This window comes from Acinetobacter sp. HA, from assembly GCF_000264725.1.
Taxonomy (GTDB): Bacteria; Pseudomonadota; Gammaproteobacteria; order Pseudomonadales; family Moraxellaceae; genus Acinetobacter; species Acinetobacter schindleri.
The window spans coordinates 63,714-89,792 of the sequence record NZ_AJXD01000097.1; the positions used below are offsets into that span (position 1 = coordinate 63,714).

The 26,079-nt window shown below is 43.2% G+C and carries 25 protein-coding genes and 1 pseudogene; 13 read left to right on the plus strand and 13 right to left on the minus strand.

Annotation, left to right across the window (positions count from 1 at the left end):
- Nucleotides 1–5 precede the first annotated feature (5 nt).
- The 6 genes from HADU_RS15950 to ureE all read right to left on the minus strand — a co-directional run bounded on the left by HADU_RS15950 (nucleotide 6) and on the right by ureE (nucleotide 3,658).
- Complete coding sequence (locus HADU_RS15950) at nucleotides 6–314, minus strand: urease subunit beta (protein WP_004809471.1); 309 nt, start codon at nucleotides 312–314, stop codon at nucleotides 6–8.
- Nucleotides 315–323: 9 nt separating this feature from the next.
- Nucleotides 324–626, minus strand: a complete 303-nt coding sequence (ureA, locus tag HADU_RS13905; protein WP_004809472.1) for an urease subunit gamma — start codon at nucleotides 624–626, stop codon at nucleotides 324–326.
- A gap of 353 nt (nucleotides 627–979) precedes the next feature.
- Nucleotides 980–1,861: an urease accessory protein UreD gene (locus HADU_RS13910; RefSeq protein WP_004809474.1), complete on the minus strand. Its 882-nt coding sequence runs from the start codon at nucleotides 1,859–1,861 to the stop codon at nucleotides 980–982.
- 30 nt (nucleotides 1,862–1,891) lie between these two features.
- Nucleotides 1,892–2,506, minus strand: a complete 615-nt coding sequence (ureG, locus tag HADU_RS13915; protein WP_004809476.1) for an urease accessory protein UreG — start codon at nucleotides 2,504–2,506, stop codon at nucleotides 1,892–1,894.
- A 17-nt stretch (nucleotides 2,507–2,523) separates the two neighbouring features.
- Complete coding sequence (locus tag HADU_RS13920; RefSeq protein ID WP_008307358.1) at nucleotides 2,524–3,189, minus strand: urease accessory protein UreF; 666 nt, start codon at nucleotides 3,187–3,189, stop codon at nucleotides 2,524–2,526.
- Entirely contained in the window at nucleotides 3,176–3,658 is a 483-nt protein-coding gene (gene ureE / locus HADU_RS13925) for an urease accessory protein UreE (RefSeq protein WP_008307360.1), read from the minus strand. Before ureE ends, HADU_RS13920 begins: the two co-directional genes overlap by 14 nt.
- A gap of 317 nt (nucleotides 3,659–3,975) precedes the next feature.
- Between ureE and HADU_RS13930 the strand changes: the two genes are divergently transcribed.
- The gene (locus HADU_RS13930) at nucleotides 3,976–5,067 is read left to right on the plus strand and encodes a putative zinc-binding metallopeptidase (RefSeq protein ID WP_008307362.1); all 1,092 of its coding nucleotides are present in this window, start codon (nucleotides 3,976–3,978) and stop codon (nucleotides 5,065–5,067) included.
- 210 nt (nucleotides 5,068–5,277) lie between these two features.
- Nucleotides 5,278–5,882: pseudogene (locus HADU_RS13935) on the plus strand (TetR/AcrR family transcriptional regulator).
- A 42-nt stretch (nucleotides 5,883–5,924) separates the two neighbouring features.
- On the opposite strand, the gene HADU_RS13940 reads toward HADU_RS13935, so the two are convergent.
- From HADU_RS13940 to cysK, 4 genes are all read right to left on the minus strand, one after another.
- Nucleotides 5,925–6,119, minus strand: a complete 195-nt coding sequence (locus HADU_RS13940; protein ID WP_004809486.1) for a heavy-metal-associated domain-containing protein — start codon at nucleotides 6,117–6,119, stop codon at nucleotides 5,925–5,927.
- Nucleotides 6,120–6,147: 28 nt separating this feature from the next.
- Entirely contained in the window at nucleotides 6,148–6,579 is a 432-nt protein-coding gene (cueR, locus tag HADU_RS13945; protein ID WP_004809488.1) for a Cu(I)-responsive transcriptional regulator, read from the minus strand.
- 4 nt (nucleotides 6,580–6,583) lie between these two features.
- The gene (locus HADU_RS13950; RefSeq protein WP_008307367.1) at nucleotides 6,584–9,268 is read right to left on the minus strand and encodes a heavy metal translocating P-type ATPase; all 2,685 of its coding nucleotides are present in this window, start codon (nucleotides 9,266–9,268) and stop codon (nucleotides 6,584–6,586) included.
- Between the two features lie 148 nt (nucleotides 9,269–9,416).
- Nucleotides 9,417–10,415: a cysteine synthase A gene (cysK, locus tag HADU_RS13955; protein WP_008307369.1), complete on the minus strand. Its 999-nt coding sequence runs from the start codon at nucleotides 10,413–10,415 to the stop codon at nucleotides 9,417–9,419.
- Nucleotides 10,416–10,698: 283 nt separating this feature from the next.
- On the opposite strand from cysK, the gene HADU_RS13960 reads away from it, so the two are divergent.
- From HADU_RS13960 to HADU_RS13980, 5 genes are all read left to right on the plus strand, one after another.
- Nucleotides 10,699–11,010 (plus strand): ArsR/SmtB family transcription factor, encoded by a 312-nt coding sequence (locus HADU_RS13960; RefSeq protein ID WP_004809492.1) that lies wholly within the window; start codon nucleotides 10,699–10,701, stop codon nucleotides 11,008–11,010.
- A gap of 200 nt (nucleotides 11,011–11,210) precedes the next feature.
- A complete protein-coding gene (locus HADU_RS13965; protein ID WP_008307371.1) occupies nucleotides 11,211–12,962 on the plus strand; it encodes a SulP family inorganic anion transporter in 1,752 nt (583 codons plus the stop codon).
- A gap of 310 nt (nucleotides 12,963–13,272) precedes the next feature.
- Nucleotides 13,273–14,469 (plus strand): serine/threonine transporter SstT, encoded by a 1,197-nt coding sequence (gene sstT / locus HADU_RS13970; protein WP_008307373.1) that lies wholly within the window; start codon nucleotides 13,273–13,275, stop codon nucleotides 14,467–14,469.
- Between the two features lie 47 nt (nucleotides 14,470–14,516).
- Nucleotides 14,517–15,191: a YoaK family protein gene (locus HADU_RS13975; protein WP_008307376.1), complete on the plus strand. Its 675-nt coding sequence runs from the start codon at nucleotides 14,517–14,519 to the stop codon at nucleotides 15,189–15,191.
- A 16-nt stretch (nucleotides 15,192–15,207) separates the two neighbouring features.
- Nucleotides 15,208–15,744 (plus strand): DUF2058 domain-containing protein, encoded by a 537-nt coding sequence (locus HADU_RS13980; RefSeq protein WP_004809500.1) that lies wholly within the window; start codon nucleotides 15,208–15,210, stop codon nucleotides 15,742–15,744.
- A 75-nt stretch (nucleotides 15,745–15,819) separates the two neighbouring features.
- On the opposite strand, the gene HADU_RS13985 is transcribed toward HADU_RS13980, so the two are convergent.
- Nucleotides 15,820–16,467: a ParA family protein gene (locus tag HADU_RS13985; RefSeq protein ID WP_005222278.1), complete on the minus strand. Its 648-nt coding sequence runs from the start codon at nucleotides 16,465–16,467 to the stop codon at nucleotides 15,820–15,822.
- 155 nt (nucleotides 16,468–16,622) lie between these two features.
- Nucleotides 16,623–17,402 (minus strand): hypothetical protein, encoded by a 780-nt coding sequence (locus HADU_RS13990; RefSeq protein WP_005222280.1) that lies wholly within the window; start codon nucleotides 17,400–17,402, stop codon nucleotides 16,623–16,625.
- 358 nt (nucleotides 17,403–17,760) lie between these two features.
- On the opposite strand from HADU_RS13990, the gene HADU_RS13995 reads away from it, so the two are divergent.
- The 6 genes from HADU_RS13995 (at nucleotide 17,761) to HADU_RS14020 (ending at nucleotide 24,605) form a co-directional block, all read left to right on the plus strand.
- A complete protein-coding gene (locus HADU_RS13995) occupies nucleotides 17,761–19,017 on the plus strand; it encodes a mechanosensitive ion channel family protein (RefSeq protein ID WP_004809506.1) in 1,257 nt (418 codons plus the stop codon).
- Nucleotides 19,018–19,271: 254 nt separating this feature from the next.
- Nucleotides 19,272–21,116, plus strand: a complete 1,845-nt coding sequence (locus HADU_RS14000) for an ABC transporter ATP-binding protein (RefSeq protein WP_005222282.1) — start codon at nucleotides 19,272–19,274, stop codon at nucleotides 21,114–21,116.
- 3 nt (nucleotides 21,117–21,119) lie between these two features.
- Entirely contained in the window at nucleotides 21,120–21,569 is a 450-nt protein-coding gene (locus HADU_RS14005; RefSeq protein ID WP_004895014.1) for a MaoC family dehydratase, read from the plus strand.
- 152 nt (nucleotides 21,570–21,721) lie between these two features.
- Nucleotides 21,722–22,750, plus strand: coding sequence for an AraC family transcriptional regulator (locus HADU_RS14010; RefSeq protein ID WP_008307381.1), 1,029 nt, complete (start codon nucleotides 21,722–21,724; stop codon nucleotides 22,748–22,750).
- 72 nt (nucleotides 22,751–22,822) lie between these two features.
- Nucleotides 22,823–23,197 carry a glycine cleavage system protein GcvH gene (gene gcvH / locus HADU_RS14015; protein ID WP_004809515.1) on the plus strand — a complete coding sequence of 125 codons (375 nt, stop codon included), beginning with the start codon at nucleotides 22,823–22,825 and terminating at the stop codon, nucleotides 23,195–23,197.
- Nucleotides 23,198–23,426: 229 nt separating this feature from the next.
- Complete coding sequence (locus tag HADU_RS14020; RefSeq protein ID WP_008307383.1) at nucleotides 23,427–24,605, plus strand: MFS transporter; 1,179 nt, start codon at nucleotides 23,427–23,429, stop codon at nucleotides 24,603–24,605.
- Nucleotides 24,606–24,662: 57 nt separating this feature from the next.
- On the opposite strand, the gene HADU_RS14025 is transcribed toward HADU_RS14020, so the two are convergent.
- Nucleotides 24,663–25,868 carry a PilT/PilU family type 4a pilus ATPase gene (locus HADU_RS14025; protein ID WP_008307385.1) on the minus strand — a complete coding sequence of 402 codons (1,206 nt, stop codon included), beginning with the start codon at nucleotides 25,866–25,868 and terminating at the stop codon, nucleotides 24,663–24,665.
- Nucleotides 25,869–26,079: the final 211 nt, after the last annotated feature.

Consider the following 26,079-nt stretch of genomic DNA (forward strand, 5'->3'; position numbering starts at 1 on the left):
TTCCTTTAGTCCAACTTGCCCATGACCCGACCTGCAAAGCCATACACTTCGCGCTTACCGGCTAAAGCCACCAATTCAATATCACGGCTTTGTCCAGGCTCAAATCGAACGGCTGTTCCTGCTGCAATATTTAAGCGATAGCCATGGGCTTTTTCGCGGTCAAATTGCAAAGCATCATTGGCCTCGGCAAAATGAAAATGTGAACCCACCTGAATCGGACGATCACCCGCATTAGCCACGGTCATCTTTAAAGTTTGTCTACCCACATTCATTTCAATATCAGTATCTGGCGTAAAAATTTCACCTGGAATCATATGATGCTCCTAGACAATCGGTTGATGCACAGTGACGAGCTTAGAGCCATCAGGAAAGGTCGCTTCAACCTGAACTTCGGCAATCATTTCAGCAATACCGTCCATGACATCATCACGGGTCAGTAAAGTCGTGCCGTAATGCATCAGTTCGCTAACCGTCATTCCATCACGTGCACCTTCCAGTAAAGCAGCAGAAATAAAGGCAATGGCTTCCGGGTAATTCAATTTTAGCCCGCGTGCCTTACGACGCTCTGCCACCAGTCCTGCAGTAAAAATCAGCATTTTGTCTTTTTCAGTCGGATTTAGTTCCATGTCTATTTCCTATTTCTTCAATATTTTTAATGCAAAATGTGTGCAAATTCATTCAGTGTTCCCTCTCCTGAACGAGCTTTTAAGCATTGCTTTAAAAGCGACGTACAAGTGAGGTTTAGGGTGAGGTGAACCTTCATTGTCATAGACCCTCCATCTAACTCCCTCCCAAAGGGAGGGAAAATGAAAGTAGATTTCCTTCTTCTTTTAGGAGATGAGTAGCACTGCTACACCACAAGGAAGAGGTAAAATAATTGATCCTCTCTTTTACCAGTCAAACGATTCTTTAATCTCCCTAAATCCCTTTTTCTCCTCCCTTTATCAAAGGGTGAGTAGCACGGCTACGCAAGGAGGGATTATGTCCGCCAAATCCTCGGAAACTCTTCATCTAATCCAAACCAGTAACGACGCAGTCGTGCACGAATCGCAGCAAATGCATCATGACACTGGCGCACATCATCTCCGAGATAACGCGCCGTCAGCACATCATCGAGTAGCGTTAATGTCACCGGCACATCCATACGCATGATGAGTTCACGAATCAGGTCGATGTGCTCATCCAGATAAAAACTTGCACGATATTTTTCAGGCGGTACAGCCCATAGACTACCCATCACAGCATGTCCATTCATACCCAGACAGGAGTTTAACCAGCGATCCTGTCCGGAGAATTTCAGCTGATCTGCAACCAATAGCTTTGCACCGCGATACAGTAGAAAACGGCTGCGATAACCGCCCTGCTCAAACTGCTCGTATCTTGCCTGACGGCCAATTACCAGCATATCCCAGCCAATAAAACTGGCAGTTTGATCTAAATGAATGGTAGTGGACGCATGTGCATTGGCACCATCAAATAGCATGGTTTCCTGCGGCAGCCATTCAAAAATCCCCTTTTCTTCCACACGAATATCAATATGCTGATAGGCCTGTTTCAGATTGGTCTTGTACCATTTACCTGCACCTGGTGTGGTCACCAGTCCGTGCGCATTTGCTCCGACGCGCATATCGAAACTCAGGTGATCTCCTCCGGCAATTCCAGCAGGTGGATGTACAATAATTGCATGACAGACTCCGGTTTTTTCAGGCCACAGCATTTTTTGCACACGAACCGGACCCTCATGCTTGCGATGCTGCAGAATGGTTCGCCCATTACTGCAATCTGCCTCAAAACCCAGTTGCAAACGTGCAAACCAGAGTTTTGCTGCTGAGCCGTGTTCTGCTTCTACCACGCTATTCATTTCGTTGTGCACTTATCCTGACTAACTAACCTATGCCTTAAACAAACCTTGTTTTTCGATAAATTCAATAATTTGCTCAAGACCATCTTTGGTTTTCATGTTGGAAAATAAAAATGGTTTCTCGCCACGCATACGTTTTGCGTCTTGATCCATAACATCCAGATTTGCACCCACCATCGGTGCTAGGTCGGTTTTATTAATGATCAGTAAGTCCGATTTGGTAATACCCGGGCCACCTTTACGTGGAATCTTTTCACCACCTGCAACATCAATCACATAAAGCGTTAAGTCTGAAAGTTCTGGGCTAAATGTCGCGGCTAAGTTGTCGCCACCACTTTCAATAATGATCAGCTCCAGTCCATCAAACTTTTCACACAGGTCATCAATTGCAGCGAGGTTAATCGAGGCATCTTCACGAATCGCAGTATGTGGACAGCCACCAGTTTCAACACCAACAATACGGTCAGGCGACATCGCTTCATTACGGGTCAGGAAGTTCGAATCTTCCTTGGTATAAATGTCATTGGTGACCACGGCCATGTTGTATTTATTTCGCAAGGCCTGACACAAATTCAGGGTTAAAGCAGTTTTACCTGAACCCACTGGGCCACCGATTCCAACGCGTAATGGACTACGTTCTGACATAATTTTTCCTTTAATTTTTAAGATCTAAATAAACGGGAATATTGATTTTCATGGCGCATACTCAGCATGGCGTAATTCGGCAAAGCGCTATTCATCTCATCATCACTCAGGTTAATGGCACGCTCGATAAGTGCCGGAATTTTTCCATGCAGATGCCAGAGAATCCGTTGGCCACTCATTTGCCCCAAAGGCACTGTTTTCACAGCAGCTAATACCTGATTTTCCAGAACAGCAAATGCATAAGCAGTCAGAACATCATCGACTTCTAAATGCAATTCGCCACACAACTGGGCATAGACTGGAACGTAGCCATACTGTTTTTTGACTTTTACTGGTCGCTTGAGTACATCGCGAATCCAGGCATTCAGTGAAAATGCCAGCTGCTGGGATTCTGCCAGTAATTCCTTACTTTCACGGCTTGCCCTGTAAATTTCAGCCCAATGTTGAAATATGATTTCATCGTCATAGCTTTGCATTAAGCATTTTAAAATTGGCAGTTCGAACCGCAGCAATAGCATTTCCAACACTTCATTAAAGTAGGCAATGCTGGAAGCTTCGTCATGAATCAAGCCGGTATCAATCGCGCTTTCAACCCCTTGTGAATAGCAGTAAGCACCGACCGGTAGTGCCGTCGAAGACAGGGTTAGCAGGCTGAGTAGTTGCGAAGCCTTAATGTGCGACATGATGCAGTGACTTGATTGGGCTTAAACGGTGATCATGCTGGTGCTGTGCATAAGCGCCGCTCTCTGGTTCAAACGGATGTTGTACTGTATCTACATGTAAACCCAAACCTTCGACCATTTCAGCCAGCACATGATCCGGTTCAAAGTAGAGTGCCGTTGGTGTCAGCATCAGCGGCACATGACGGTTACCCAGGTGATAGGCTGCCTTCAAAAGATCAAATTCATGATCTGCGGTGACCTGCATCAAGGTTTCTGGCTTGGCATTAACACGCAGCAATTCACCACGATCGGTGGCGATGACTGAACCACTACGTAAAATCCCGGTACGTGGCAGGTCTGCACCAATATCGGTGCCATTTTTTAGCGTAGCGCGGAAACGGCTTTTTTGACGCGTATCAAAGCTAAGTTCAATGCTTTCAATATCAGTAGAGTGACTGGCATCTTCCAAACGTTGGGTAAAAATCTTCATCTTGGCCCTATATGCATCAATTTGATTCATCACGTTCCAAAGCGGAACAATTGATCAAAAAACAGAAAATATTGCATCAAAATAAAGCATTTATCGTGCCAAGATATTGGATTCAATTTTCTTACATAAAAATTACGAATGACATTTCACCTATCTTCAACTGCGGCTAAAATATAAGAGCAGCCAGCTGAGTTAAGAGTTTAGTTATTTTGATTCAAGTATCTGAATTATTTAGTTTTATTTAAATGAAATGATAGCAACTGGATTTAAGTAAAACTACTCGGGCTTAGCGGTTCCACGCTTTTCACGGAGTGAAAATGAAATATTTTGAATGTCCCAAATGTGAGCATCAGATCTTTTTTTATTCAACTGAATGCCATCACTGCAAATCTCCGATTGGTTATATCGCATCGGAAAAGGACATGTGCACTTTTGAAAAAATCAGTGAAGATGAATGGATTCCGCTGAAATCAGAATATCGTGCCACGCACTATAAGCCTTGCTATAACTATACCCATTATCAGGTCTGTAACTGGATGATTCCGGGCGATTGCGATGAGGATTACTGCGAGTCCTGTCAGCTGACCCATATTATTCCCAATCTGGATGATCCTGACGTTATTACCTACTGGCGGCGACTTGAAGAGGCCAAACGGCGCTTTTTATATCTTACTCAGCGCATGAATATGATGCCGCGTCCAAAACGTACAGATGATGATGTATTTGGTCTGCGTTTTCACTTTTTATTGCCTATGGATGGTAAGCCAGTGTTAACCGGACATGCCAATGGCCTGATCACCATGAATGCCATTGAAGCAGATGTGGTGTATCGGGAAACCACGCGTATTGATATGGGTGAAAATTATCGCACTCTTTTAGGTCACTTCCGCCATGAAAGTGGGCATTTTTATTTCAGTATCATGCAGCATCTTCATCCAGAACTAATTGAAGAATTTAGACTTTATTTTGGTGATGAACGTCAGCATTATGCCACTGCGTTGCAGCGCCATTATGAAGAAGGTGCGCCAGAAAATTGGCAAGAAAAATATATCAGCACCTATGCGACGGCACACCCATGGGAAGATTGGGCCGAAACCTGGGCGCATTATCTGCATATTATGGACACTCTGGAAACCGCTTTTTATGGTGGCCTGCGTGTTGATGGAAATGGTAAAACCTTGGCCAGCATGTCCTTTAATGAATGCCCGATTGGCGGCAAAGACATTGAACACATTCTGGATAACTGGATCACTTTAACGTTTAACCTGAACGCCCTGAATCGTAGCATGGGACTGGAAGATGCCTATCCGTTTACGCTTACCGAAGTGGTGAAAAACAAGCTGCGCTTTATTCATAGTCATGTACTGGACAAAGCATTTAAAGAAGCTGAGTCAAAATTACCCGGCTAAAATCGCTGCCCCGTCACGTTCTAAAACAATGAGAATTATCTTCTAAATTGCTGTTTAGCCACCAGATCCTGGTTATTTTCATGAATTTGGCCAGTAAATGATCAATTATCAGACAATTTTATTACCATGCACGACCATAGTTTGATATTCATTTAATCTGAAAATAATTAGGCTGTTATTGTTCTTTTTCGACACGTTAGTAAAGATAAGATGAGTAGTGTAAGACAACAGAACTTTCTTCTGCGTAAGAAAAAATTCTGAGCATGGCCGAGAACCTGCTTCTGGATAATAACGAAGACATTACCCTGAATGAGCTTGCCAGTGAAATGGATATTGCCAAGGGGACCATTTACAAGCATTTTAAAAGCAAAAACCAGTTATATCTGGAACTGATTATTTTAAATGAACAACGTCTTCTAGAGATTTCCAAACGTTTTAATACTGACTTCCGGACTTATGTATCGGAATATATGCTTTATCATTTGCACAATTCCAATCGAACCATTTTGCTGCATATGATTGAGGAGCGCCTGACCAATACTGAAAAAGGCCTGAAAGAGCTGTTTCAGGAACTGTATCAGGTCCGTGAAGAACGGATTCTGAGTATCCGTGACCTTACTCGTGAATATCTGGATGCCAATAACAGTAGCATGTCGATCCGGGATTATCTGTCTTTTATCTGGACAGTGACCTATGGCGCTTCCCTGTTACTGAATTCAACCAGCTATCAAAAAGCTGTCGGTTCTCGTGAACGATTGATTGAACTCTATGTCAATCAAGCGTTGATGATTGCACCCAACAATACCTCTATATAAAAAAGCCTGACACACAGGTCAGGCCTGCTTTCGTAGCGCTACTTATACTGCTACAGGTGGAAAACCGTCTTCAGTCAGTGCGGCAACGATTTCATCCTGATGTACGCCAGTTTCTACTTCAACCAGCTTTTGCTCTACGTCAATTTCAACACGTGCATGTTCATCCAGATCCTTGATGGTCGCAGTAACACTACGTGCACAACCGCCACAGGTCATATTTTCAATACGAAATTTCATGCGCTTATCTCCTTAGGAATAATTTATTCTAACTTGAAGTTGAGTGATGGCTGGAGGGTGGATTTGTATCCAGTCCCTGCTCGATATCTTTTAAAATTGCACAATCTGCACGCTCATCACCAGCACAACGCGCGACTGATTGCTTCAAAATTTTGACCATGGCCTGCATATCCTGAATTTTCTGTTCCAGTATAGTGATATGTTTTTGTGCCAGCTGTTTGACTTCACTGCTCTGCCGCACTTCATTCTGCCATAGCCCTAACAACTCTTTCATCTGTTCCGAGGAAAATCCCAGCTCGCGTGCATGCTGGATAAAACCGAGCATACGGATATCAGCATCGCTATAGTCACGATAGCCACTTTCACTGCGTTTCGGCGCAGGTAACAGACCAATCTCTTCATAATAGCGAATCATTTTGGCCGAGATACCGGATCGTTTGGCGGCTTGTCCAATATTCACTGATTTACTCCTGTGCTGATAGTGGCTGATATAGCTTTAAACGCAAGGCATTGCTAACAACAAATACTGATGACAAAGCCATTGCACCTGCGGCAAACATTGGCGAAAGCAGGATGCCAAAGAATGGATACAGGATACCCGCAGCAATTGGGATCAATGCAATATTATAGACGAAGGCCCAGAACAGGTTCTGTCGAATATTCTTGATGGTGGCCTGACTGATGCCAATGCCGGTGGCGACATGCTGCATATTATCGGACATCAGCACTACATCTGCTGCTTCAATTGCAACATCAGTCCCCGTACCAATCGCCATGCCGACATCTGACTGCGCGAGTGCCGGTGCATCGTTAATACCATCACCCACAAAGGTTACAATGCCATGCTCTTTTTGCAGCATTTTTACGGCATCAACTTTTTCATGAGGTAAGACTTCAGCAATTACATGATCAATCTTGAGTTGTTGTGCTACCGCATTCGCCGTATGTGGATTATCACCCGTAATCATTGCGACTTTTAGACCTTGACGATGCAATTCTTCAATGGCTTTAAAGCTGGTATCTTTAATCGGATCAGCTACAGCAATAATGGCTGCCAGTTTTCCATCGAGCGCTGCATACAGCGGTGTTTTGCCTTCTTGTCCCAATTTAGAGGCTATTCCAGCAAAGTACTCGGTATTTAAACCCAGCTGTTGCATCAATCGTTCAGCACCAATCTGGATATCCTGATTATTGATCTGTGCTTTGATCCCGGCACCAGTAATCGAATCAAATTCACTTACTTCGATTAATTCGATCTGCTGCTCTTTTGCTGCCTGCACAATCGCATAGGCAATCGGATGTTCAGACTTGGCTTCTACCGAGGCGATCAGTTGTAAAACCTGCTGTTCATTAAAACCTTCTAGCACCTGAAAATCAGTCATGACAGGTTTTCCTTCCGTCAGTGTTCCGGTTTTATCGACTGCTACAACTTTAGTTTGCTGCAATAACTGTAGAGCTTCGCCTTTACGGAACAGTACCCCCATTTCTGCCGCACGACCGGTACCGACCATAATCGAGGTCGGTGTTGCCAGGCCCATGGCACATGGACAAGCAATAATCAGAACTGCCACAGCATTAACCAGTGCATAACTCAATTGTGGCTCAGGACCAAGCAGGAACCAGACCATAAAGGTCAATAAAGCCAGACCCATTACCGCAGGCACAAACCATAAGGTAACTTTATCTACAGCTGCCTGAATCGGCAGTTTGGCACCTTGCGCCTGCTCGACCATTTTAATGATCTGCGCTAGTACTGAATCTTCACCCACGGCGGTCGCACGGATTTGTAGGATTCCATTCTGGTTAATAGTGCCGCCAACAACTTTATCATCAATATTTTTGGCTATAGGCACCGGTTCACCCGTCACCATCGCTTCATCGACATAGCTATGACCGGAAGTCACTACACCATCTACTGCGACTTTTTCACCCGGGCGAATTTCGATGATCATATCCTGCTGGACTTCGGAAATGGGCAGGTCCAACCATTGTCCATCCTGTAAGACACGTGCGGTTTTAGGCTGCAGGCCAATCAGATATTGAATCGCCTGTGAGGTTTTACCTTTGGCACGTGCTTCTAGGTAGCGACCTAACAGGATCAAGGCAATAATGACCGCTGCCGCTTCAAAATAGACATGTACGGTGGCTTGCGGCAATAAAAATGGGAAGAATGTTGCGATAACAGAAAACAGATATGCTGCCGCTGTACCTACCGTTACCAGCGAGTTCATGTCAGGTGCCAGTCGCAATAAGGCTGGAATCCCATGCTGGTAGAAACGCCGCCCCGGAAACAATAATACCAAAGTGGTCAGTACAAACTGGATATACCAGCTGTTCTGCGTACCAATATTATGCGCAACAAAATGATGGAAGGACGGAAGCAGATGTGATCCCATTTCCAGAATAAATACTGGTAATGCCAGCACCAGGGCAACCCAAAGATCACGATACAATGAAGCTGTTTCTTCAGCTTTTTTCTGCTGGAAATTCTGCTGTTCGGTGAAATTCACTTTTGCAGTTTTTAGCTGTGCCTCATAACCGGCTTTTTTAACTGCTTGGATCAGATTAGCAATATTCAGGTTTGAACCAAAAACCTGTACCGTTTCAGTGGCCAGATTCACACTAGCCGCAGTGACACCTTCAACTTTATTGAGTGCTTTTTCCACCCGAGCGACGCAGGATGCACAAGTCATCCCTTCAATGTTTAGTTCAAGCTGATCTGCTTTGACATCAAAACCGGCTTTCTGAATGGCTTTGACCAAGGCCTGCTGCTGTAAAGAACTGACTGCAGTGACATAAGCCTTTTCGGTAGATAGATTCACATTGGCTTCCAGCACTTCTGGAATTTTTTTGAGGGCTTTTTCAATTCGGGCAGCACAAGAGGCACAGCTCATGCCTTCAATATCCAGTTCGAATTTCTGTTGTTCCACCTTAAAGCCAGCACGCTCTATTTTCTGGATAATCTCCGCACAGGGAATCACATGATCGGCACTAATCGATACCTTTTCCGTAGACAGATTGACATGAGCCGAAACTACGCCTTCAATTTTCTTTAAAGCCTTTTCTACCCGTGCCACGCAAGAAGCACAGGTCATACCTTCAATCTGTACAGTCGTTTGATACAGTTGAGTATTCGACAGTTCCTGCATGGCACATCTCCTTCATATTATTGATGGTTTGAATCTAGCTTATAGCTTAAACCTTCCCATAGTTGGAAGGTCAAGTCTTTATGTGAAAATAAAAAAGCCCGGATCATAAACCCGGGCTTTTAACGTATTGCCAAATACTTGCTGAAAATTATTCTGCAGAAATATCTTCAAATAATATCGATGACAGGTAACGTTCACCACCATCTGGCAAAATCACCACAATGTTTTTACCTGCATTTTCAGGACGTGCTGCAAGTTGTGCAGCCGCAGCCATCGCCGCACCACTTGATATACCCACCAGAATCCCTTCTTGCGATGCCGTTTTACGTGCCCATTCCACTGCCGTAGTACTGTCAATTGCAATGACTTCATCTACCAGATCAAGATCAAGGTTACCAGGAATAAAGTTCGCACCAATCCCCTGAATTTTATGTGGTCCAGGCGTCAATGATTCACCACGTTTCGCCTGAGCAATAATTGGTGACTCAGCTGGCTCAACGGCAACCGAATAAATTGGTTTGTTACGGACTTTTTCGAAATAGCGTGAAATGCCAGAAATAGTACCACCCGTTCCTACACCAGCGACCAGAATATCAACATTACCGCCAGTCGCTTCCCAGATTTCTGGGCCAGTCGTTTCTTCATGAATTTTCGGGTTAGCCGGGTTTTCAAACTGTTGTGACAGGAAATATGTTTCAGGGTGTTCAGTCACCAGACGAACCGCTTCATCTACTGCACCTTTCATACCTTTCGCAGGTTCAGTCAGAATCAGGTTGGCACCAAAGGCTTTGACCACTTTACGGCGTTCGATACTCATGCTGGCTGGCATAGTCAGCGTAAGTGGATAGCCTTTTGCTGCAGCAACGAAAGCCAGTGCAATACCGGTATTTCCACTGGTTGGTTCAACAATGTGCATGCCTGGTTTTAACTTGCCAGATTTTTCAGCATCTGCAATCAGCGCTGCACCAATACGGCATTTCACCGAAAATGCCGGATTACGGCTCTCAACTTTCGCGAGTACAGTTGCTCCACCTGTGATGGCACGATTAATGCGCACAAGAGGTGTATTGCCAATGGCTTCTGCATTGTTACTGTAAACCGCTATTCCCAGATTGTTGGGCGTAGGAAATGCTGCATCTGTACTCATTAGTATATCCCTGATGTTATTAGTTTGAAGTGCACTATCATCATACAAGTATTTTCAGATTTTGTAGAAGAAAGTGGAATCTGCACTCTATTATGGCAAATCAACTATTATATAAGTTATTAATATACAATAAAAATAACTGATTATTTAATGTCAAATATATAATTTTTATTGATATTTAAATTCACAAAAAGCCATAAAAATAAGTGATTTTTACCAAATGTTTAATGATTCAGGCCTTTATAATCATTCGCGCTGTATTTTATCTCTATGGACATTCTGAATGAATACCGATCTTGAAATCACCACCATGCGTGATTCAGCTGATCAGGTGGTTGGCATCCTGAAATCTCTTGCAAACACTGACCGTCTCATCATCCTATGTCATCTTTCCCAAGCGGAACTCAACGTTTCCCAAATTGAAAATCTCACCCACATCCAGCAACCTACACTTTCCCAGCAATTGATGATGTTACGTAAAAGTGATGTGGTCAGTACCCGCCGCGATGGTAAGCAAATTTTCTATTCTATTAAAGATCAGAATCTGGTGGTCATCCTGAATACGCTGTATCAACTGTACTGTGCAAAAGCTTAAGCATTTTATCTAGAGTCTAAACATTCCTCTTGGCACTGGAGATGATCTTCAATATGTAGATCATCTCTTTGAGACAGAATCATTGCTAAGAACTGGTCAGGTCATTTTTTATATGAGGGTTGATCAAGCTCCACTTTTATCCATGATTTCTTAGCAGAAAATGTGCATAATATATCTATATTTGTGATTTAGACTTTTATATGTCCAATTCGAAGCCAAAACTGCTGCAATTATTACCGGCCTGGTCATGGTTAAGCCATTATAGTCCGGTTAAATTCAAGTCCGACGTGCTGGCTTCGTTAATTGTGGTTGCCATGCTGGTGCCGCAAGGTATGGCGTATGCCATGCTGGCTGGATTGCCGCCGATCATGGGGCTATATGCCAGTATCCTGCCTATGATTCTGTACGCGATGCTAGGTAGTAGCAGTACCTTGTCGATTGGTCCTGTAGCCATCATTTCCATGATGACCTTCGCCACACTAAATCCTTTATTTGAAGTCGGTTCACCTGTCTATATCGAAGCAGCAACTTTATTGGCGCTGATGGTCGGAATCATTTCCCTATTATTAGGCTTAATGCGTTTTGGTTTTTTGATTCAGCTGATTAGTCACCCGGTGATTCAGAGTTTTATTATTGCTTCTGCGCTGCTGATTGCGGTTGGACAGTTTAAGTTTCTGGTCGATGTGCCATTACAAGCCAATAATCTTCAGCAATTTGTGTTTAGCCTGCTGGAATATCTCCATCTGATTCACTGGCCAAGTCTGGTTTTTGGACTGCTGTCCATTGGCCTGCTGATCTATCTTCCAAAAATTCTGAAATCCCAGTCTGTACAAAGCCGGATTGGATCGACTGATTTTCTGGTGCGTGCTGTACCATTAATGCTAGTCGCTTTAGGTATTTTGGCTGTGGTGTATCTAAATCTGCAAACACAAGGGATCAAAACGGTAGGTGCAATTCCTTCCGGATTTCCACCTTTAAGTTTTCCACACTGGAACTGGGATTTAGTGCTCACCTTGCTGCCAGGCGCGACCATGATTGCGATGATCAGTTTTGTGGAATCGCTGTCTATCGCGCAAGCAACAGCATTACAGCAACGTAGCCAGCTAAACAGTAACCAGGAACTGATTGCACTGGGTATTGCCAATATTAGTGCCGGAGTCAGTTCTGCCTTTCCAGTTACTGGTAGCTTGTCACGTACTGTGGTCAACGCAGATGCTGGTGCCAGAACGCCAATGGCGGGTGTACTGTCTTCTCTGCTGATTATTTTGGTTAGCCTGTTTTTTACTGGTTTCTTTGAAGAGCTGCCACTGGCGATTCTTGCCGCCACGATCATTGTATCGATCTGGAAACTGGTTGATTTCCAGCCCTTTATGAACGCTTGGCGCTATTCCAAAGCAGACGGGATTGCCATGTGGGTAACTTTCTTTGGTGTGGTGCTGATTGATATCTCGACAGGTCTGATTATTGGCATTATTTCCACCTTCGTGCTGATGCTGTGGCGTATTTCCCGTCCGCATATTGCAGTAGTCGGCCTGATTGAAGGCACCCAGCATTTCCGCAATGTGCAGCGCCATCAGGTGCTGACCTCAGATCAGGTGCTTTCCTTGCGTATTGATGAAAATCTAAGCTTCTTGAATGCTAATGCCTTTAAGGGCTTTTTGATTAATGCGGTCAGTGATAAAGACCAGCTTAAGCATGTCATTTTGAACTGTTCCAGTATCAGTGCTATTGACCTTAGTGCTCTGGAAATGCTGGAAGATCTGAATACAGAACTGTCCAAACTCAATATTCGTCTACACTTTGCTGAAGTGAAAGGACCAGTCATGGATCGCTTACAGGAATCCAAATTGCTTAAACATCTCAGTGGACGGATTTATCTGACGCACTATCAGGCAATTCGGGATCTCTCCCCCGATCTGTTTAATGATCACAGTAAAGATTATTCCATTTAACTCGTTTGACTATTCCAGGAACAACGTGATTAATTTTGAAGGCATCTCGTAGTATCAGCAAAATTGATCACTTTTTTAAGAGCATTTCTATAATAAATATATGGTATACATTTTCATCCTAAAATTTCATCTAAGATCTAATTTTGCGTAAAATATAGACAAAAAATACAGATGGTTTTCTATAATTATCATTTATTTTCATAAACTTATATTTAAACTGAAAATATATTTTAAGCACATAGAATTTTAAGTATAAAATAACGCAAATTTTTTCCGCATTTAGCCCTCGTAATTTACACAAGGCAACCTTATGTTCTCTGCCCTTTCGCGTATGAGTTTAGTCTCCCGAATCATCATTGCCATTATACTTGGTATTGGTGTCGCGCTGGTTTTTCCAGAATATGCGCCCTACCTCAGTCTGCTAGGCGACCTTTTTATTAAAGCTCTTAAATCTGTCGCTCCTGTCCTCGTTTTCATTTTAGTTCTAGCTTCCATTGCTAACTTTAAAGTGGGTCAAGGCAACTCCCGTATGCGCCCGATCATGTACATGTATGCGATCGGCATGTTCCTGGCCGCAGTGAGTGCTGTAATTGCCAGCATCATGTTTCCAAGTACGCTGTTCCTTGACGTCGCTGCACAAGGTGACTTACAGCCACCAGGCAGTTTAAGTGAAATCCTGAAAAATCTGCTGCTCAGCTTTGTTGCGAACCCGGTGGTTGCAATTGCTGAAGCAAATTTCATTGGTATTCTGGCTTGGGCTGTGGCACTGGGCATTGCATTCCGTCATGCATCTGAAACCACTAAAACCGTATTAAATGATGCAGCAAATGCCATTAACCATGTGATCCGTCTGGTAATTAGCTTTGCACCTGTCGGTATTTTTGGTCTGGTAGCAGTTACTTTTGCCGAAGCGGGTCTGGAAACTTTAGAAAGCTACGGTCATTTGCTGGCAGTATTGCTTGGTACGATGGCCTTCGTAGCACTAGTGGTGAATCCATTACTGGTTGCATTGGTGACACGTGCCAATCCTTATCCACTAGTCTTTACCTGCTTGCGCGAGAGTGGCATCACTGCATTCTTTACCCGTAGCTCAGCTGCAAATATTCCGGTAAATCTGGATCTGGCGAAACGCTTAGGTGTGTCTGAATCAACTTCAAGTGTAGCCATTCCACTAGGTGCAGCCATCAATATGGGTGGTGCATCAGTGACCATTACGGTTCTAACCTTGGCAGCAGTCAATACCTTGGGTATTAGTGCCGACTTTAGTACCATGCTGATTCTGTCTGTGGTTGCAGCAGTCTCTGCATGTGGTGCCTCTGGTGTTGCCGGTGGTTCATTGCTGCTGATTCCAGTGGCATGTGGGCTGTTTGGTATTTCTTCTGATATCGCAATGCAGGTCGTTGCAATCGGTATGGTGATTAGCGTATTGCAGGATTCAACTGAAACTGCACTCAACTCATCAACTGACGTTTTATTTACTACAGCTGTAGACCGCGCATCTAATTGATCTTATATTGATAATTCAATATTTTTGCCAATAGATGTTGAGTTGTTATGCCATTACAGCGTTTACCCATCTGGGTTCAACTGGGTGCATTTTTTCTTGCCGTGAATGCCGGCATGATTAATGTACTCGGCCTGGTTACTCTCCTGCACCAATCCGTTTCCCATATGACCGGCAATATCAGTATGCTGGCCATGGCACTGGTGCAATGGCAGCCTGAACAGATTCTCTATCTCTGCCTGGTTACTGCGTGTTATGTCATTGGCTCAATGTATAGCGGTCTTATCCTGGGAAATAGCCACTTTCAGTTGGGCCGCCGTTATGGATATCCGCTCAGTCTGGTGGCTCTTTTTATTATCCTGTGCTGGATCTTGTTACCATATTTTCCTCATTATGGCTTGCTGTGGGCCTGTGTGGCGATGGGTGTGCAAAATGCCATGGTCAGTCACTATAAAGGCACGATTATCCGCACTACGCATTTATCTGGTGTATTAACCGATCTTGGGCTGTCATTAGGCTATAAGTTGCGTGGACTGGAAGTCGAATCTCGACGGACTATCCTGCATTTACTGATCCTGATCGGATTTTTAATTGGCGGTGTTCTTGCCAGCTGTATTTATCCTTATTTAAAATTAAACGCATTCCTGATCCCGGCAGCACTCAGCCTTAGTCTAAGCCTGATTTACTGGGTCATTTATTTACGTTATCGACGCTTGAAGCATTAATTCTCTGGAAATACTCATGGTTAAAAACGCACTACAGGCACAATTGTTAAAGGCAGGTCTGGTCGATAATAAGAAAGCAAAAAAATTGTCAAAGCAGGCCGTTCATGAAAAGCGCACTGGTGATAGCAGTGAAGCTGAAATCAAGGCGAAAATTGAACAGGCCAAACAGGAAAAGCTGGCAAAAGATCAGGCCATTGAACAAGAGAAAAAGGCAGCGCTGCAGGAAAAAGAACTCAAAGCTGCCATCATGCAAATGATCAATCAGCATAAAATTCGGGATACTGATGGTGAGATTTCCTATCAGTTTATTGATGATTCTAAAATCAAGAAAGTCTATCTGAATCAGCAAATTTATAATGCACTGGTTGCAGGCAGTTTGGTGATCGCCCGCGAAAATGACAGCTATGCTTTCCTGCCTAAAGCGCTGGCGGATCGTATCAATGCCAAAATGGAAGGCTTCATCATTGTGAATAATTCCGAGAAGAATGAACAGACCACCGATGAAGAAGATCCATATGCAGCATATGTAATTCCGGATGACCTGATGTGGTAATCCATGAAAGCCAAAAGCTCCCTATTTCGGGAGCTTTTTTTAAGCACTATTAACATAATGATTCGAGGTAGACAATCAAACTGGCTGTGCTGTATCAGCCATTAGCTCCTGAATAAATTGATCAAAACGTTGCCCTTGTGCTGGTGAATGTTCCCAGATGCTACAGCCCAAGTTTTTTGCATCATCAAAGGCTTCATCCTCATAAATAATAGTATTCAAAGAATGTGCACCAGGAATGCCTTTGAGTAAATTCTGATTTGCTTCAATTTGCGAGATTTCGATCTGCTGAGGTACACGCATCAGTATTCCATAGACTTTTAACTGGGTATTGAACTGTGCAACACTGATGGCCAGTTGCAGCATCTCAGTATACATCTCCTGCTCTTCAGCCTCTGCTGACATAGGAATAATCAGTTTATCTGCTCGCATTAACACCGAGCGCAATGCATAACTATCATGCCCGGCGATATCAATCACGATATCATCATATTGAGTTTTGACCTGTTCTACACGCCGCATTAACTCATCTGGATGGTCTTTTAAAGAAATATGTTCAAAGCCAAAACCTGTACGATGCAAAGCCACCCATTCAAAATTCTGCTTGTCGTCATCAGTATCAATATAGAGTGTTCTGGCTTGAAGACGCAGATATTCTGTCAGATTCATCGCCAAGGTACTTTTACCTGACCCTCGTTTCGGGCTGGTCACCACAAAGATCGTCATGTTATTCCCGCATTTTTAATCAAAAATATTATTAAATACTTAAAATAATTATGGTTTTAAAATGAATGATTTAATTTAAAAAGTCAAAACTCATTTTCATTAGACTGTAAAAAAGCACCCTCAGATGCTTTGTTTAAAAAGCTTTCTAACTGAGATCAATTTTGAGTTTTCTGTCCAATAAACAGAATTGCATCCTGCTGATTGCTGTTCTCGGCCATCATATAAATTGACTGGCTATCAATCTGATTCAGCAATATCCCATCTACTTGCTGTGCCCCATTCAAACAGTCGGAACTTGCAGAACCTGTTAAGACCAGATGAATATTAAAATATGGTGCATTGTTTTCCGAACTCACTCTTCCTGCAAATGCACATTTGTCCTGATCGCCGACAATTCCTGTCACCACTCCGCTACGGTCGATATTGACTGTAGTAATTACATTATTGGTTAAAGTTGTAGTTCGACCGCTATAGCGCCCTTGCAGGCTGGATATACTGGTATTGTCACGACTGTAATCTCTATTATAAATAAGGTTAAAAGGCCGATTATTGGTATTATTGACATTTCCCTGCAGGTTCTTTTCCGGCGTATAATGACCATTCAGGGTTACACTAGCAGTTTGATTGAAGGCAAAATTATAGTCGCGAATGTTGGTCGCACTAAAGCGATTGCCCGATAAAGAAAACTGCCCACGCATGATACCGGTATAACCATTATCTGCTGGCAGTGAATACAATAACCAGAAATTACTATTTTTCTCGATCACACCCAGAATAGAGCGCGGACTCAGATTTTCATCTGTAAAACTGCCGAGATAGACACCTGTCAAGCGGCTTGAGGATGAACCATCTACACCTCTAAAAATATCATCATTCCCATCACCGCAGGCATTCAGCGCTAAGGCTAGACCGACAATTGCTAACTGTTTTTGCATAATTCTACCCTTTGTATTTTTGTAGGAGGGTGATCTTTGATGTGCATCTTTGTCATAGCTGGGCTACTTAGAAGCTGATATGAAATGCCGATAAAGTCTCCTGTTCATCTGATGTAATTAACAGTTTTAAAACTTTCCTGATCATTTCAACAAGTCATAAGGATGACCGCTGGTTAATCAAATTTTAAATAAGCAGGATCTGCTTCTCTATCCGTTTTTGTATCTTTTTATAAGCATAATATTGAAGGATCAAAATGCTGTAACGGGACAGATATGTTTTAAAACGTTATTCAAGGTTAATAAATAATTTCTAAGCCTATAAACTGTATGGCATTTTTACATTGAAGAGAAAGATCAGTTGGAACAGTTTAGATTTATTCAGAACATTCAAGATTGGGCAGATCAATACCCTTGGCTGGAAATGCTGTCTTCTTTAAGCATTGTGATTGCGGTGGCTTTTATCGCCAATCTGTTTGCCAAACAGGTTGTTGTTCGTGGAATTCGTAAACTGATTTCCAAATTACCTTTTGCCAACAACACGATCTTTGCGGAACACAGTGTAATTCGCCGTATTGCCAATATTGTACCCGCCATTGTGATTATGAATGGGATCAGCACGGTTCCACACTTGTCAGATAAAGTGCAGACCTTTGTACAGATGGGCGCTCAGGCTTTTATTTTTCTAACCATTGCCCTAGCACTGGGTGAATTGCTGAATATTTTTAACCTGATTTATCAGCGCAACCCCAAATCACGCAATAAACCGATTAAAGGCTATTTGCAGCTAGTGAAACTGCTGATTTTTATTGTCTGTGGATTGATGATTCTGGGTACCTTCCTGAAAAAGGATGTGTTTACTTTGCTGGCGGGTTTCGGTGCGATGGCTGCCGTGCTGATGCTGGTGTTTCAGAACACGATTCTTTCATTGGTGGCTTCAGTACAGATTTCTTCTTATGACATGGTGCGTATCGGTGACTGGATTGAAATGCCTTCACTGAATGCGGATGGTGATGTAATTGATATGTCATTACATACTGTGACCGTGCAAAACTTTGACAAAACTGTTACGACCATTCCAACCAATAAGTTAGTGACGGATACGTTTAAAAACTGGCGAGGAATGCAGGAAGCTGGTGCGCGTCGTATCAAACGTTCGATTCATATTGATCAAAGCAGCGTGCATTTTATGAGTGAGGAAGAACAGACCAAACTCAAAAACTTTATCCTGCTGGATCATTATCTGAATACCAAGACTGAAGAACTGGTCAAATTCAACCAGCAGTTACAGCATAATTCCCAATATAATCAGCGCCGTTTAACCAATTTAGGAACGTTCCGTGCCTATCTGGAATTTTATCTGCAACAGCATCCGGGTATTACTAAAGACTTTTCTCTAATGGTGCGTCAATTACAGCCGACCAGTGAAGGCTTACCGCTAGAAATCTATGCCTTTACCAATACCACGGTGTGGACTGAATATGAGAATATTCAGTCTGATATTATGGATCATGTATTGGCAATTATTCCGGAATTTGGCCTGAAAGTGTATCAGGCACCTTCAGGCAGCGATTTTAAGGAAGTATTTACAGCGCCTGCTTCGCCAATTATTACTTAATTTAAACGCAGTTACTCCAAGCCTGAAATGATACGTCATCTCAGGCTTTTTTTATTGACGTAGCTATGCAATTTCATCGATGTTTTTTTAAATTTTTTATTTACCTGAAATCAACTTTTCTAGGTTTTAAACTTTGCAACCTAAAGTTTGATTTAGTTAATCATTTTGTGGCAATTTCACCTTAATTCAGCCTTATAAAAACAGAATCCTTTATAATCCGTGAAAAGCAAAATGCATGAGAAAAGAGCACACTAATGTTTCGATGGCTTGAACGGCTGGTAGATCCCTATCCCACCAAAAATCTGAACCAACCCTTGCCCACCAGTTTTTTCCCTTTTGTCTGGCAAGCGGCTTATGGCGTACGCCGTTATCTGTTGATTCTTGTCCTTTGTACTGCCGGTGCAGCCAGTTTCGAGGCCTTGCTATATGCTAAAATTGGCGATCTGGTCAATTGGCTCAGCCAAAGTCAGCCAGACACCTTTTTGGAGCAACATGCGGCCAACCTGACTTTACTCACTGTAGTCCTGCTGGCCAATATTTTCTTTGCCAGTGCGCAGTCCTTGATCAAGCACCAGATTTTATACAGTAATTTCCCAATGCGTTTGCGCTGGCGTTTCCATAATCTGCTGCTCAAGCAAAGCCTAGATTTCTTCCACAATGACTTTGCCGGTCGTTTATCTGCCAAGGTCATGCAGACCTCACTAGCGATCCGTGAATTCTGGGTCATTCTCGGCGATATGCTGGCCTATGTAGTGATTTATTTCATTACCATTAACATCGTACTCGGTTCAATTTCTGCTTATCTGATTATTCCACTGATGGTGTGGCTGCTGCTGTTTATCTGTGCTGCCAGCTATTTTATTCCCCGTCTCAGCAAAATCTCACATGAACAGGCCGATGCCCGTGCGGTAATGACTGGCCGTGTGACCGATGCCTATACCAATATTCAGACCGTTAAACTTTTTGCTCATGCAGGCCGTGAAAGCCAGTATGCCAAAGCATCCATGCAAGAGTTTATGGTGACGGTTTATAAACAGATGCGACTGGGTGCCCAGTATGAAATCAGTATTTTGCTACTGAGCCTCGTACTCTATGGCGGTGTATTAGGGACAGCGATCTGGTTATGGATGGAAGGTCAGGCTCAGCTCGGCATTATTGCTGCAACTACGGCGATGGTACTGAAACTGAACAGTATTGCCGAATTCCTGATGTGGCAAACCTCGCAATTGTTTGAAAATGTCGGAACCATTCAGGACGGCATGGGAACTCTGGGTAAATCAATTTCGATTCAGGACAAGCCGGATGCCAAAGAACTGGAACTGAAACAGGGTGAAATCAAATTTGATAATGTTTGCTTTGCCTATAATGACAAAAATGTGATTGATGGTTTGAACCTGACCATACGACCAGGTGAAAAAATCGGTGTGGTGGGTCGTTCTGGTGCCGGTAAATCTACCCTAATTCAGCTATTGCTGAATTTCTATCGTATTGACCAAGGTCGTATTTTAATCGATGGACAAAATATTGAAGATGTGACTCAAGATAGCCTGCGCAAGAATATTGCCATGGTGACACAGGACACTTCACTGTTACATCGTAGTGTGGCTGAAAATATAAAATATGGCCGTCCGAATGCGACAGATGAAGAAATGTTTGAGGCGGTGCGTAAAGCTGAGGCAGAGGAATTCATTCCGCAACTAAGCGATATGCGCGGTAAGCGTGGTTATGAGGCCTATGTTGGCGAGCGTGGCGTCAAGCTGTCTGGTGGTCAGCGTCAGCGTATTGCGATTGCCCGTGTCTTTCTGAAAGATGCACCTATTCTGATTCTGGATGAAGCAACCAGTGCACTGGATTCAGAAGTTGAAGCAGCAATTCAGAGCAGTCTGGATGAGCTGATGAAAGGTAAAACTGTGATTGCGATTGCTCACCGTCTTTCTACTATTGCGCAAATGGACCGGTTGATTGTGCTGGATCAGGGTAAGATTGTTGAACAAGGCACACATGATGAACTGGTGGCATTGAATGGAATTTATGCGCATCTGTGGCAACGTCAGACTGGCGGATTTTTAATGGAACACGACACAAAAAAACAAGGATAGAACATGTTATATCTGGAAGACCTGCAGATTGGTGATGAGTTTAAAAGTCGTTCTTACCGCATGAGTAAGGACGAAATTCTAAAGTTTGCTCATGCCTATGACCCGCAGCCGTTTCATGTCGATGCGGAACAGGCCGAACAGCATCCGATCTTCCGGGGTCTGGCCGCCAGTGGCTGGCATACTGCTGCAGTGGTCATGCGTTTATGGACCGAATGTTTCCCGGTTGCTTATGGTCTGATTGGGGCGGATTCGCATGTGCGTTGGCCCTGCCCGACCCGCCCTGATGATGAAATCCGGGTGATTGTGACCATCACTGATATTCAACCTTCCAAACGTAAACCTGATCGTGGCATCGTTCGCTATGAAACCCAAGCCTTGAACCAGCAAGATCAGGTTCTGTTTAATTCAACCACAAATATTCTGGTATTTAAGCGAGAATTTACAGCAGTTTAGTTTGATTTTTACCCACATTTCAGGCTAATCTGCTTGAAGTGTTTGGGTAAGGCTCGGCATTTTGTCCAACAATTTTAAAGATAAAACTGGCTAGTTCATGCCAATATGGGCACATAAATAGAAAAAATTTAACTGAGTGCAACGGATCGCGCATGAAGATGATTGTTCCACGCCAAGACCAAGGCATCCCGGGTGTTTATGGTCTTTTGCTTCTCGACGTTATCTCCCGCTGGGGCTATAACGATGAGTCGCTATTCAAACCTTTTGGGTTAACCAGCGAACAGCTGGCAGACCCTGAGTTCCGAATTCCAACTGCCATTGCCAATGATATGGTTAAACACGCACTCAAGCTGACTGGTGAACCGACCTTGGGCTATCACCTCGGCACACAGATGCGTATTTCTATTCATGGCTTTATTGGCTATGCCATCATGACGGCAAACAATATTACTGAAGCTTTGGTGCTGGCCAACCGTTTTATTCAGTTGCGTTTGCCCTTCCTACAACTGTTCTTCTCGACCTTTGGGGTCAAGGCCACAGTACAGCTACAAACTGATATTCAGATGGAACCGCTGCGTACTGAAATTTCAATCGCCCTGATGATCGGTCTGATCAGTATGGCTAAAGCCATTACCGGGATCAGCGATGCAACCGGAGAAATCGATTTCGATTTTAAAAGGCCGGAAGGTTTTGAACGCTTTATGGTGAAATTCCCTACGCATCAGTTTCGTTTTGAACAGCCACATCTGTTACTTAGCTTTGATAAAAACTATCTGATGAATAAACTGGTGCATGCCGACCCAATTGCCAGCCAGATTGCGATTAACCAGTGTGAAGCAGAACTTTCCGCACTGGGTGAACGGCATCGTATTGCCATGCGGGTACGGGATATTTTGACCAATTCAGAACAGCATTATTTGAGTATTGAAGCAGTCGCCGATCGTCTGCATATATCGGATCGCACCTTGAAACGTCAGCTGGCCGCAGAAGGCACTTCTTTCTCGACACTGGTCGATGAAGTACGTTATCGTCATGCAACTTCCCTGCTTTCACGAACAGACTTCACTCTGGAACAGATTGCCGATGAACTCGGCTATAGTGATGTCGCCAACTTCAGTCGTGCCTTTAAACGCTGGAGTGGTCGCAGTCCAAGCAACTGGCGTAAAGATCCGTATCTATAAGCCTTTTGTTTTGCAGCAAAAGAATGTATAAATCATGTCAAAAATGAACCTAAGCGATTTAAGGAGTTATCAATGAATCATCCTTCAGAATTAAAGTACGCAAGTACACATGAATGGGTACGCATTGAGGGTGATCTTGTGGTGACCGGTATTTCTGACCATGCACAGGATGCTTTAGGTGACCTGGTCTATGTTGAAGCGCCAGATCTTGATTCACACGTGACCGCAGGTCAGCAAGCAGGTGTTGTCGAATCTGTAAAAACTGCGTCAGATATCCATGCACCTGTTTCTGGTATCGTTGTTGAAATTAACCCGGCACTGGAAGATGATCCGGATTTCATTAATGATGACCCGTATGGCAAAGGCTGGATTTACAAAATCAAGCCAGATAATATCGCAGATGTCGAAAAACTGCTCAGCAATACTGAATATGAAGCAGGCCTTTAATTTAACCTGTTTTAAGAATCAGCCTGCGGGCTGATTTTTTTATACCTGAATTTTTAAGACCTTTTACATATTAAAATGACACCACATTTGTCGTTTTTTATTGTATTATTCACATAATCTCCCATATAGTCTTCGTGACACGCTTCGTTGCTGAATATCGCATTCAGCATGTTCCATAAAAAAATACTAATTTTGGCCTAGCGTCTCACATTAAAATTTCTGGATCATGATGAACGCAACTGTAACGCCGTTGTGGACAAAGTCCTTTTTGCTTTGTCTGGCAAATAATCTGTTTTTGTTTATTTTTTATTTTGCTCAAACTACGATTTTACCGATTTATATTCTTAAAGAACTTGGGGGCAGCGTAACCCAAGCCGGATTAACCCTGACGCTATTCATGGTTTCTGCAATCTTGATCCGCCCATTTAGTGGTTTGATTATTGAAAAACTGGGACAGCGCCGTACTTTAATTATCTCGGCGACGATGTTCTGTTTTATTGCTTTTAGCTATTTATTTATTAGCAATATGACCAATTTATATATTCTGCGTTTAATCCATGGAGTCTGGTTTAGTATCCTCACTACCGTTTGTGTTCCTGTGGTAAACCAGTTTATTTCGGATAGTCGCCGAGGCGAAGGCATGGGCTATTATGCCATGTCGATGAATCTCGGAATTGTACTCGGCCCCCTCATTGGCCTAAGTCTTATTCCTTATTTAAGCTATACCATGGTGACTGCTGTACTGGTAGCCATGATCTTTATCGGTTATATCTTCTGCTTTCTAATTCCGGTGCAAGAAGTCAAACAACCAGACAGTGAAGCTGAAAAAACCAAGTTGGGTTTAAGTGATTTTGTTGAGAGAAAATCCCTGACCATTGCCTTAATGGCCATGATGATATCCTTCTCTTATGCCAGCATCATGTCCTTTATTGCCCCCTTTGCCAGTTCAATTCATCTGATGCAGTACGCAGGCTTATTCTTTGTAGTTTTTGCCATTTCCATGATGAGCCTACGCCCGATTACTGGCAAAATTTATGACCTTAAAGGTCCACAATATGTAATTTATCCTGCGGTTCTTACCTTTAGTCTGGGGCTATTGGTTTTAAGTCAGATTCATACCCTGACTGGATTTATGCTGGCAGCCGTACTGATCGGATTGGGTTTTGGCAGTGCTCAACCTTGCTTGCAAACTCTCGCCATTCAACGTGCTCCCAAGCACCGGATTGGCTATGCCACTTCGACTTTCTACACCTGTTACGACATCGGCATTGCCATTGGCTCATTAGTCGTTGGGATGATGATTACCAAGCAAAGCTTCAGCTTCGCCTTTATTATTTGTGCCGCTCTAACAGCCCTGAGCCTACTGTATTTTAAATTCGTGGTTCAACGTACAACTGTTATAGCTTAATCCAGCAATAAAAAACCGACCTTATTTCATGTCGGTTTTTTACTTAGCCTCTCAGATTTATAAGCTTTGTTCTGTGCTACTGGTATCTTCATCCGTTTCATTGTCCGGCTTTTTCTCTTCCACCATGCTAAATGCGGTGGCCGTATTATTCATGGCTGGATTAGCACGCGTACTTTTCAGTTTGATTTGCAGACGAAGTTCATTGGTCGAATCAGCATTACGCAATGCTTCTTCATAAGAAATCGCACCTTCATTATAAAGATCAAATAATGCCTGATCAAAAGTCTGCATACCAAGTTCACGTGATTTGCCCATAATAGCTTTTAATTCATGGAAATCACCTTTCAGAATCAGATCCGATACCAATGGGGTATTCAGCATAATTTCGACTGCGGCACGACGCCCCTTGCCATCTTCAGTACGGACCAAACGCTGAGAGACAATCGCTTTCATATTGGCGGATAAATCCATTAACAGCTGATTGCGGCGTTCTTCCGGGAAGAAATTAATAATTCGGTCTAAAGCCTGATCGGCATTATTAGAATGCAGGGTGGCCAAACACAGATGACCGGATTCAGCAAAGGCAATCGCATGCTCCATACTTTCGGTATCCCGGATTTCACCGATCACGATCACATCCGGTGCCTGCCGCATGGTATTGATTAGCGCGTTATGCCAGGAAACACAATCTACGCCAATTTCACGTTGAGTAATCATGGACTTTTTATGCTGATAGACGTATTCCACCGGATCTTCTACGGTAATAATATGTCCTTCAGAATAGGTATTGCGGTGATCAATCATGGCTGCTAGTGTGGTGGATTTACCAACACCTGTCGCACCTACAATCAGAACCAGCCCACGTTTTTCCATAATCACTTGTTGCAAAGAGTTTGGTAGTCCTAATTGCTGAAGGCTTGGAATCTCCGTAGTAATGGTTCTGATTACCATCCCAACATTATGCTGTTGCTGAAAGACATTGACCCGGAAGCGTGATACACCCGGTACACTGATACCGAAATTGCATTCCATCACTGATTCAAATTCCTTGATCTGTCGTTCATTCATTAAAACATAGGCAAACAAACGGGTTTTATCGGCTGCCAGTTTTTGCTGACCAAAAGGCTTCATCAAGCCCTGCTGTTTGATACTTGGTGGAAAATCTGCGGTAATAAAAAGATCGGAACCTCCATATTCAACCACTTTGGTCAGCATATGGTGCATAAATTTACGTGCTTCATCGAGCAATTCGGGTGTATACATATCGAGGTCCCTCAGATCATGTCCATCGCGCGATATAAAACGGTTGGATGCAGATCCTGAAAAATTATTGTTATTGTGAAATCATTTATTTTTTTTGATGCTTTTATAAATATATTTTTAATGAATTATTATTCTGTATGTTCAACATAGTGAAGGTGCTAATCGAAACTTTATAAGCAGTCTTCCTCTCAGTAGCATTCGCTCTTGCCTT

What these genes read in the sequence shown, in the direction of transcription:
- ureA (WP_004809472.1), bottom strand. Translation starts at nt 626, where the DNA reads ATGGAACTAAATCCGACTGAAAAAGACAAAATGCTGATTTTTACTGCA.
- HADU_RS13960 (WP_004809492.1), top strand. Translation starts at nt 10,699, where the DNA reads ATGAATACCGATCTTGAAATCACCACCATGCGTGATTCAGCTGATCAG.
- gcvH (WP_004809515.1), top strand. Translation starts at nt 22,823, where the DNA reads ATGAATCATCCTTCAGAATTAAAGTACGCAAGTACACATGAATGGGTA.
- HADU_RS13910 (WP_004809474.1), bottom strand. Translation starts at nt 1,861, where the DNA reads ATGAATAGCGTGGTAGAAGCAGAACACGGCTCAGCAGCAAAACTCTGG.
- HADU_RS13950 (WP_008307367.1), bottom strand. Translation starts at nt 9,268, where the DNA reads ATGCAGGAACTGTCGAATACTCAACTGTATCAAACGACTGTACAGATT.
- HADU_RS15950 (WP_004809471.1), bottom strand. Translation starts at nt 314, where the DNA reads ATGATTCCAGGTGAAATTTTTACGCCAGATACTGATATTGAAATGAAT.
- HADU_RS13985 (WP_005222278.1), bottom strand. Translation starts at nt 16,467, where the DNA reads ATGACGATCTTTGTGGTGACCAGCCCGAAACGAGGGTCAGGTAAAAGT.
- cysK (WP_008307369.1), bottom strand. Translation starts at nt 10,415, where the DNA reads ATGAGTACAGATGCAGCATTTCCTACGCCCAACAATCTGGGAATAGCG.
- HADU_RS13965 (WP_008307371.1), top strand. Translation starts at nt 11,211, where the DNA reads ATGTCCAATTCGAAGCCAAAACTGCTGCAATTATTACCGGCCTGGTCA.
- ureG (WP_004809476.1), bottom strand. Translation starts at nt 2,506, where the DNA reads ATGTCAGAACGTAGTCCATTACGCGTTGGAATCGGTGGCCCAGTGGGT.
- HADU_RS14000 (WP_005222282.1), top strand. Translation starts at nt 19,272, where the DNA reads ATGTTTCGATGGCTTGAACGGCTGGTAGATCCCTATCCCACCAAAAAT.
- ureE (WP_008307360.1), bottom strand. Translation starts at nt 3,658, where the DNA reads ATGAAGATTTTTACCCAACGTTTGGAAGATGCCAGTCACTCTACTGAT.
- sstT (WP_008307373.1), top strand. Translation starts at nt 13,273, where the DNA reads ATGTTCTCTGCCCTTTCGCGTATGAGTTTAGTCTCCCGAATCATCATT.
- HADU_RS13920 (WP_008307358.1), bottom strand. Translation starts at nt 3,189, where the DNA reads ATGTCGCACATTAAGGCTTCGCAACTACTCAGCCTGCTAACCCTGTCT.
- HADU_RS13980 (WP_004809500.1), top strand. Translation starts at nt 15,208, where the DNA reads ATGGTTAAAAACGCACTACAGGCACAATTGTTAAAGGCAGGTCTGGTC.
- HADU_RS14025 (WP_008307385.1), bottom strand. Translation starts at nt 25,868, where the DNA reads ATGTATACACCCGAATTGCTCGATGAAGCACGTAAATTTATGCACCAT.
- HADU_RS13930 (WP_008307362.1), top strand. Translation starts at nt 3,976, where the DNA reads ATGAAATATTTTGAATGTCCCAAATGTGAGCATCAGATCTTTTTTTAT.
- HADU_RS13975 (WP_008307376.1), top strand. Translation starts at nt 14,517, where the DNA reads ATGCCATTACAGCGTTTACCCATCTGGGTTCAACTGGGTGCATTTTTT.
- HADU_RS14005 (WP_004895014.1), top strand. Translation starts at nt 21,120, where the DNA reads ATGTTATATCTGGAAGACCTGCAGATTGGTGATGAGTTTAAAAGTCGT.
- HADU_RS13990 (WP_005222280.1), bottom strand. Translation starts at nt 17,402, where the DNA reads ATGCAAAAACAGTTAGCAATTGTCGGTCTAGCCTTAGCGCTGAATGCC.
- HADU_RS13940 (WP_004809486.1), bottom strand. Translation starts at nt 6,119, where the DNA reads ATGAAATTTCGTATTGAAAATATGACCTGTGGCGGTTGTGCACGTAGT.
- HADU_RS14010 (WP_008307381.1), top strand. Translation starts at nt 21,722, where the DNA reads ATGAAGATGATTGTTCCACGCCAAGACCAAGGCATCCCGGGTGTTTAT.
- HADU_RS14020 (WP_008307383.1), top strand. Translation starts at nt 23,427, where the DNA reads ATGAACGCAACTGTAACGCCGTTGTGGACAAAGTCCTTTTTGCTTTGT.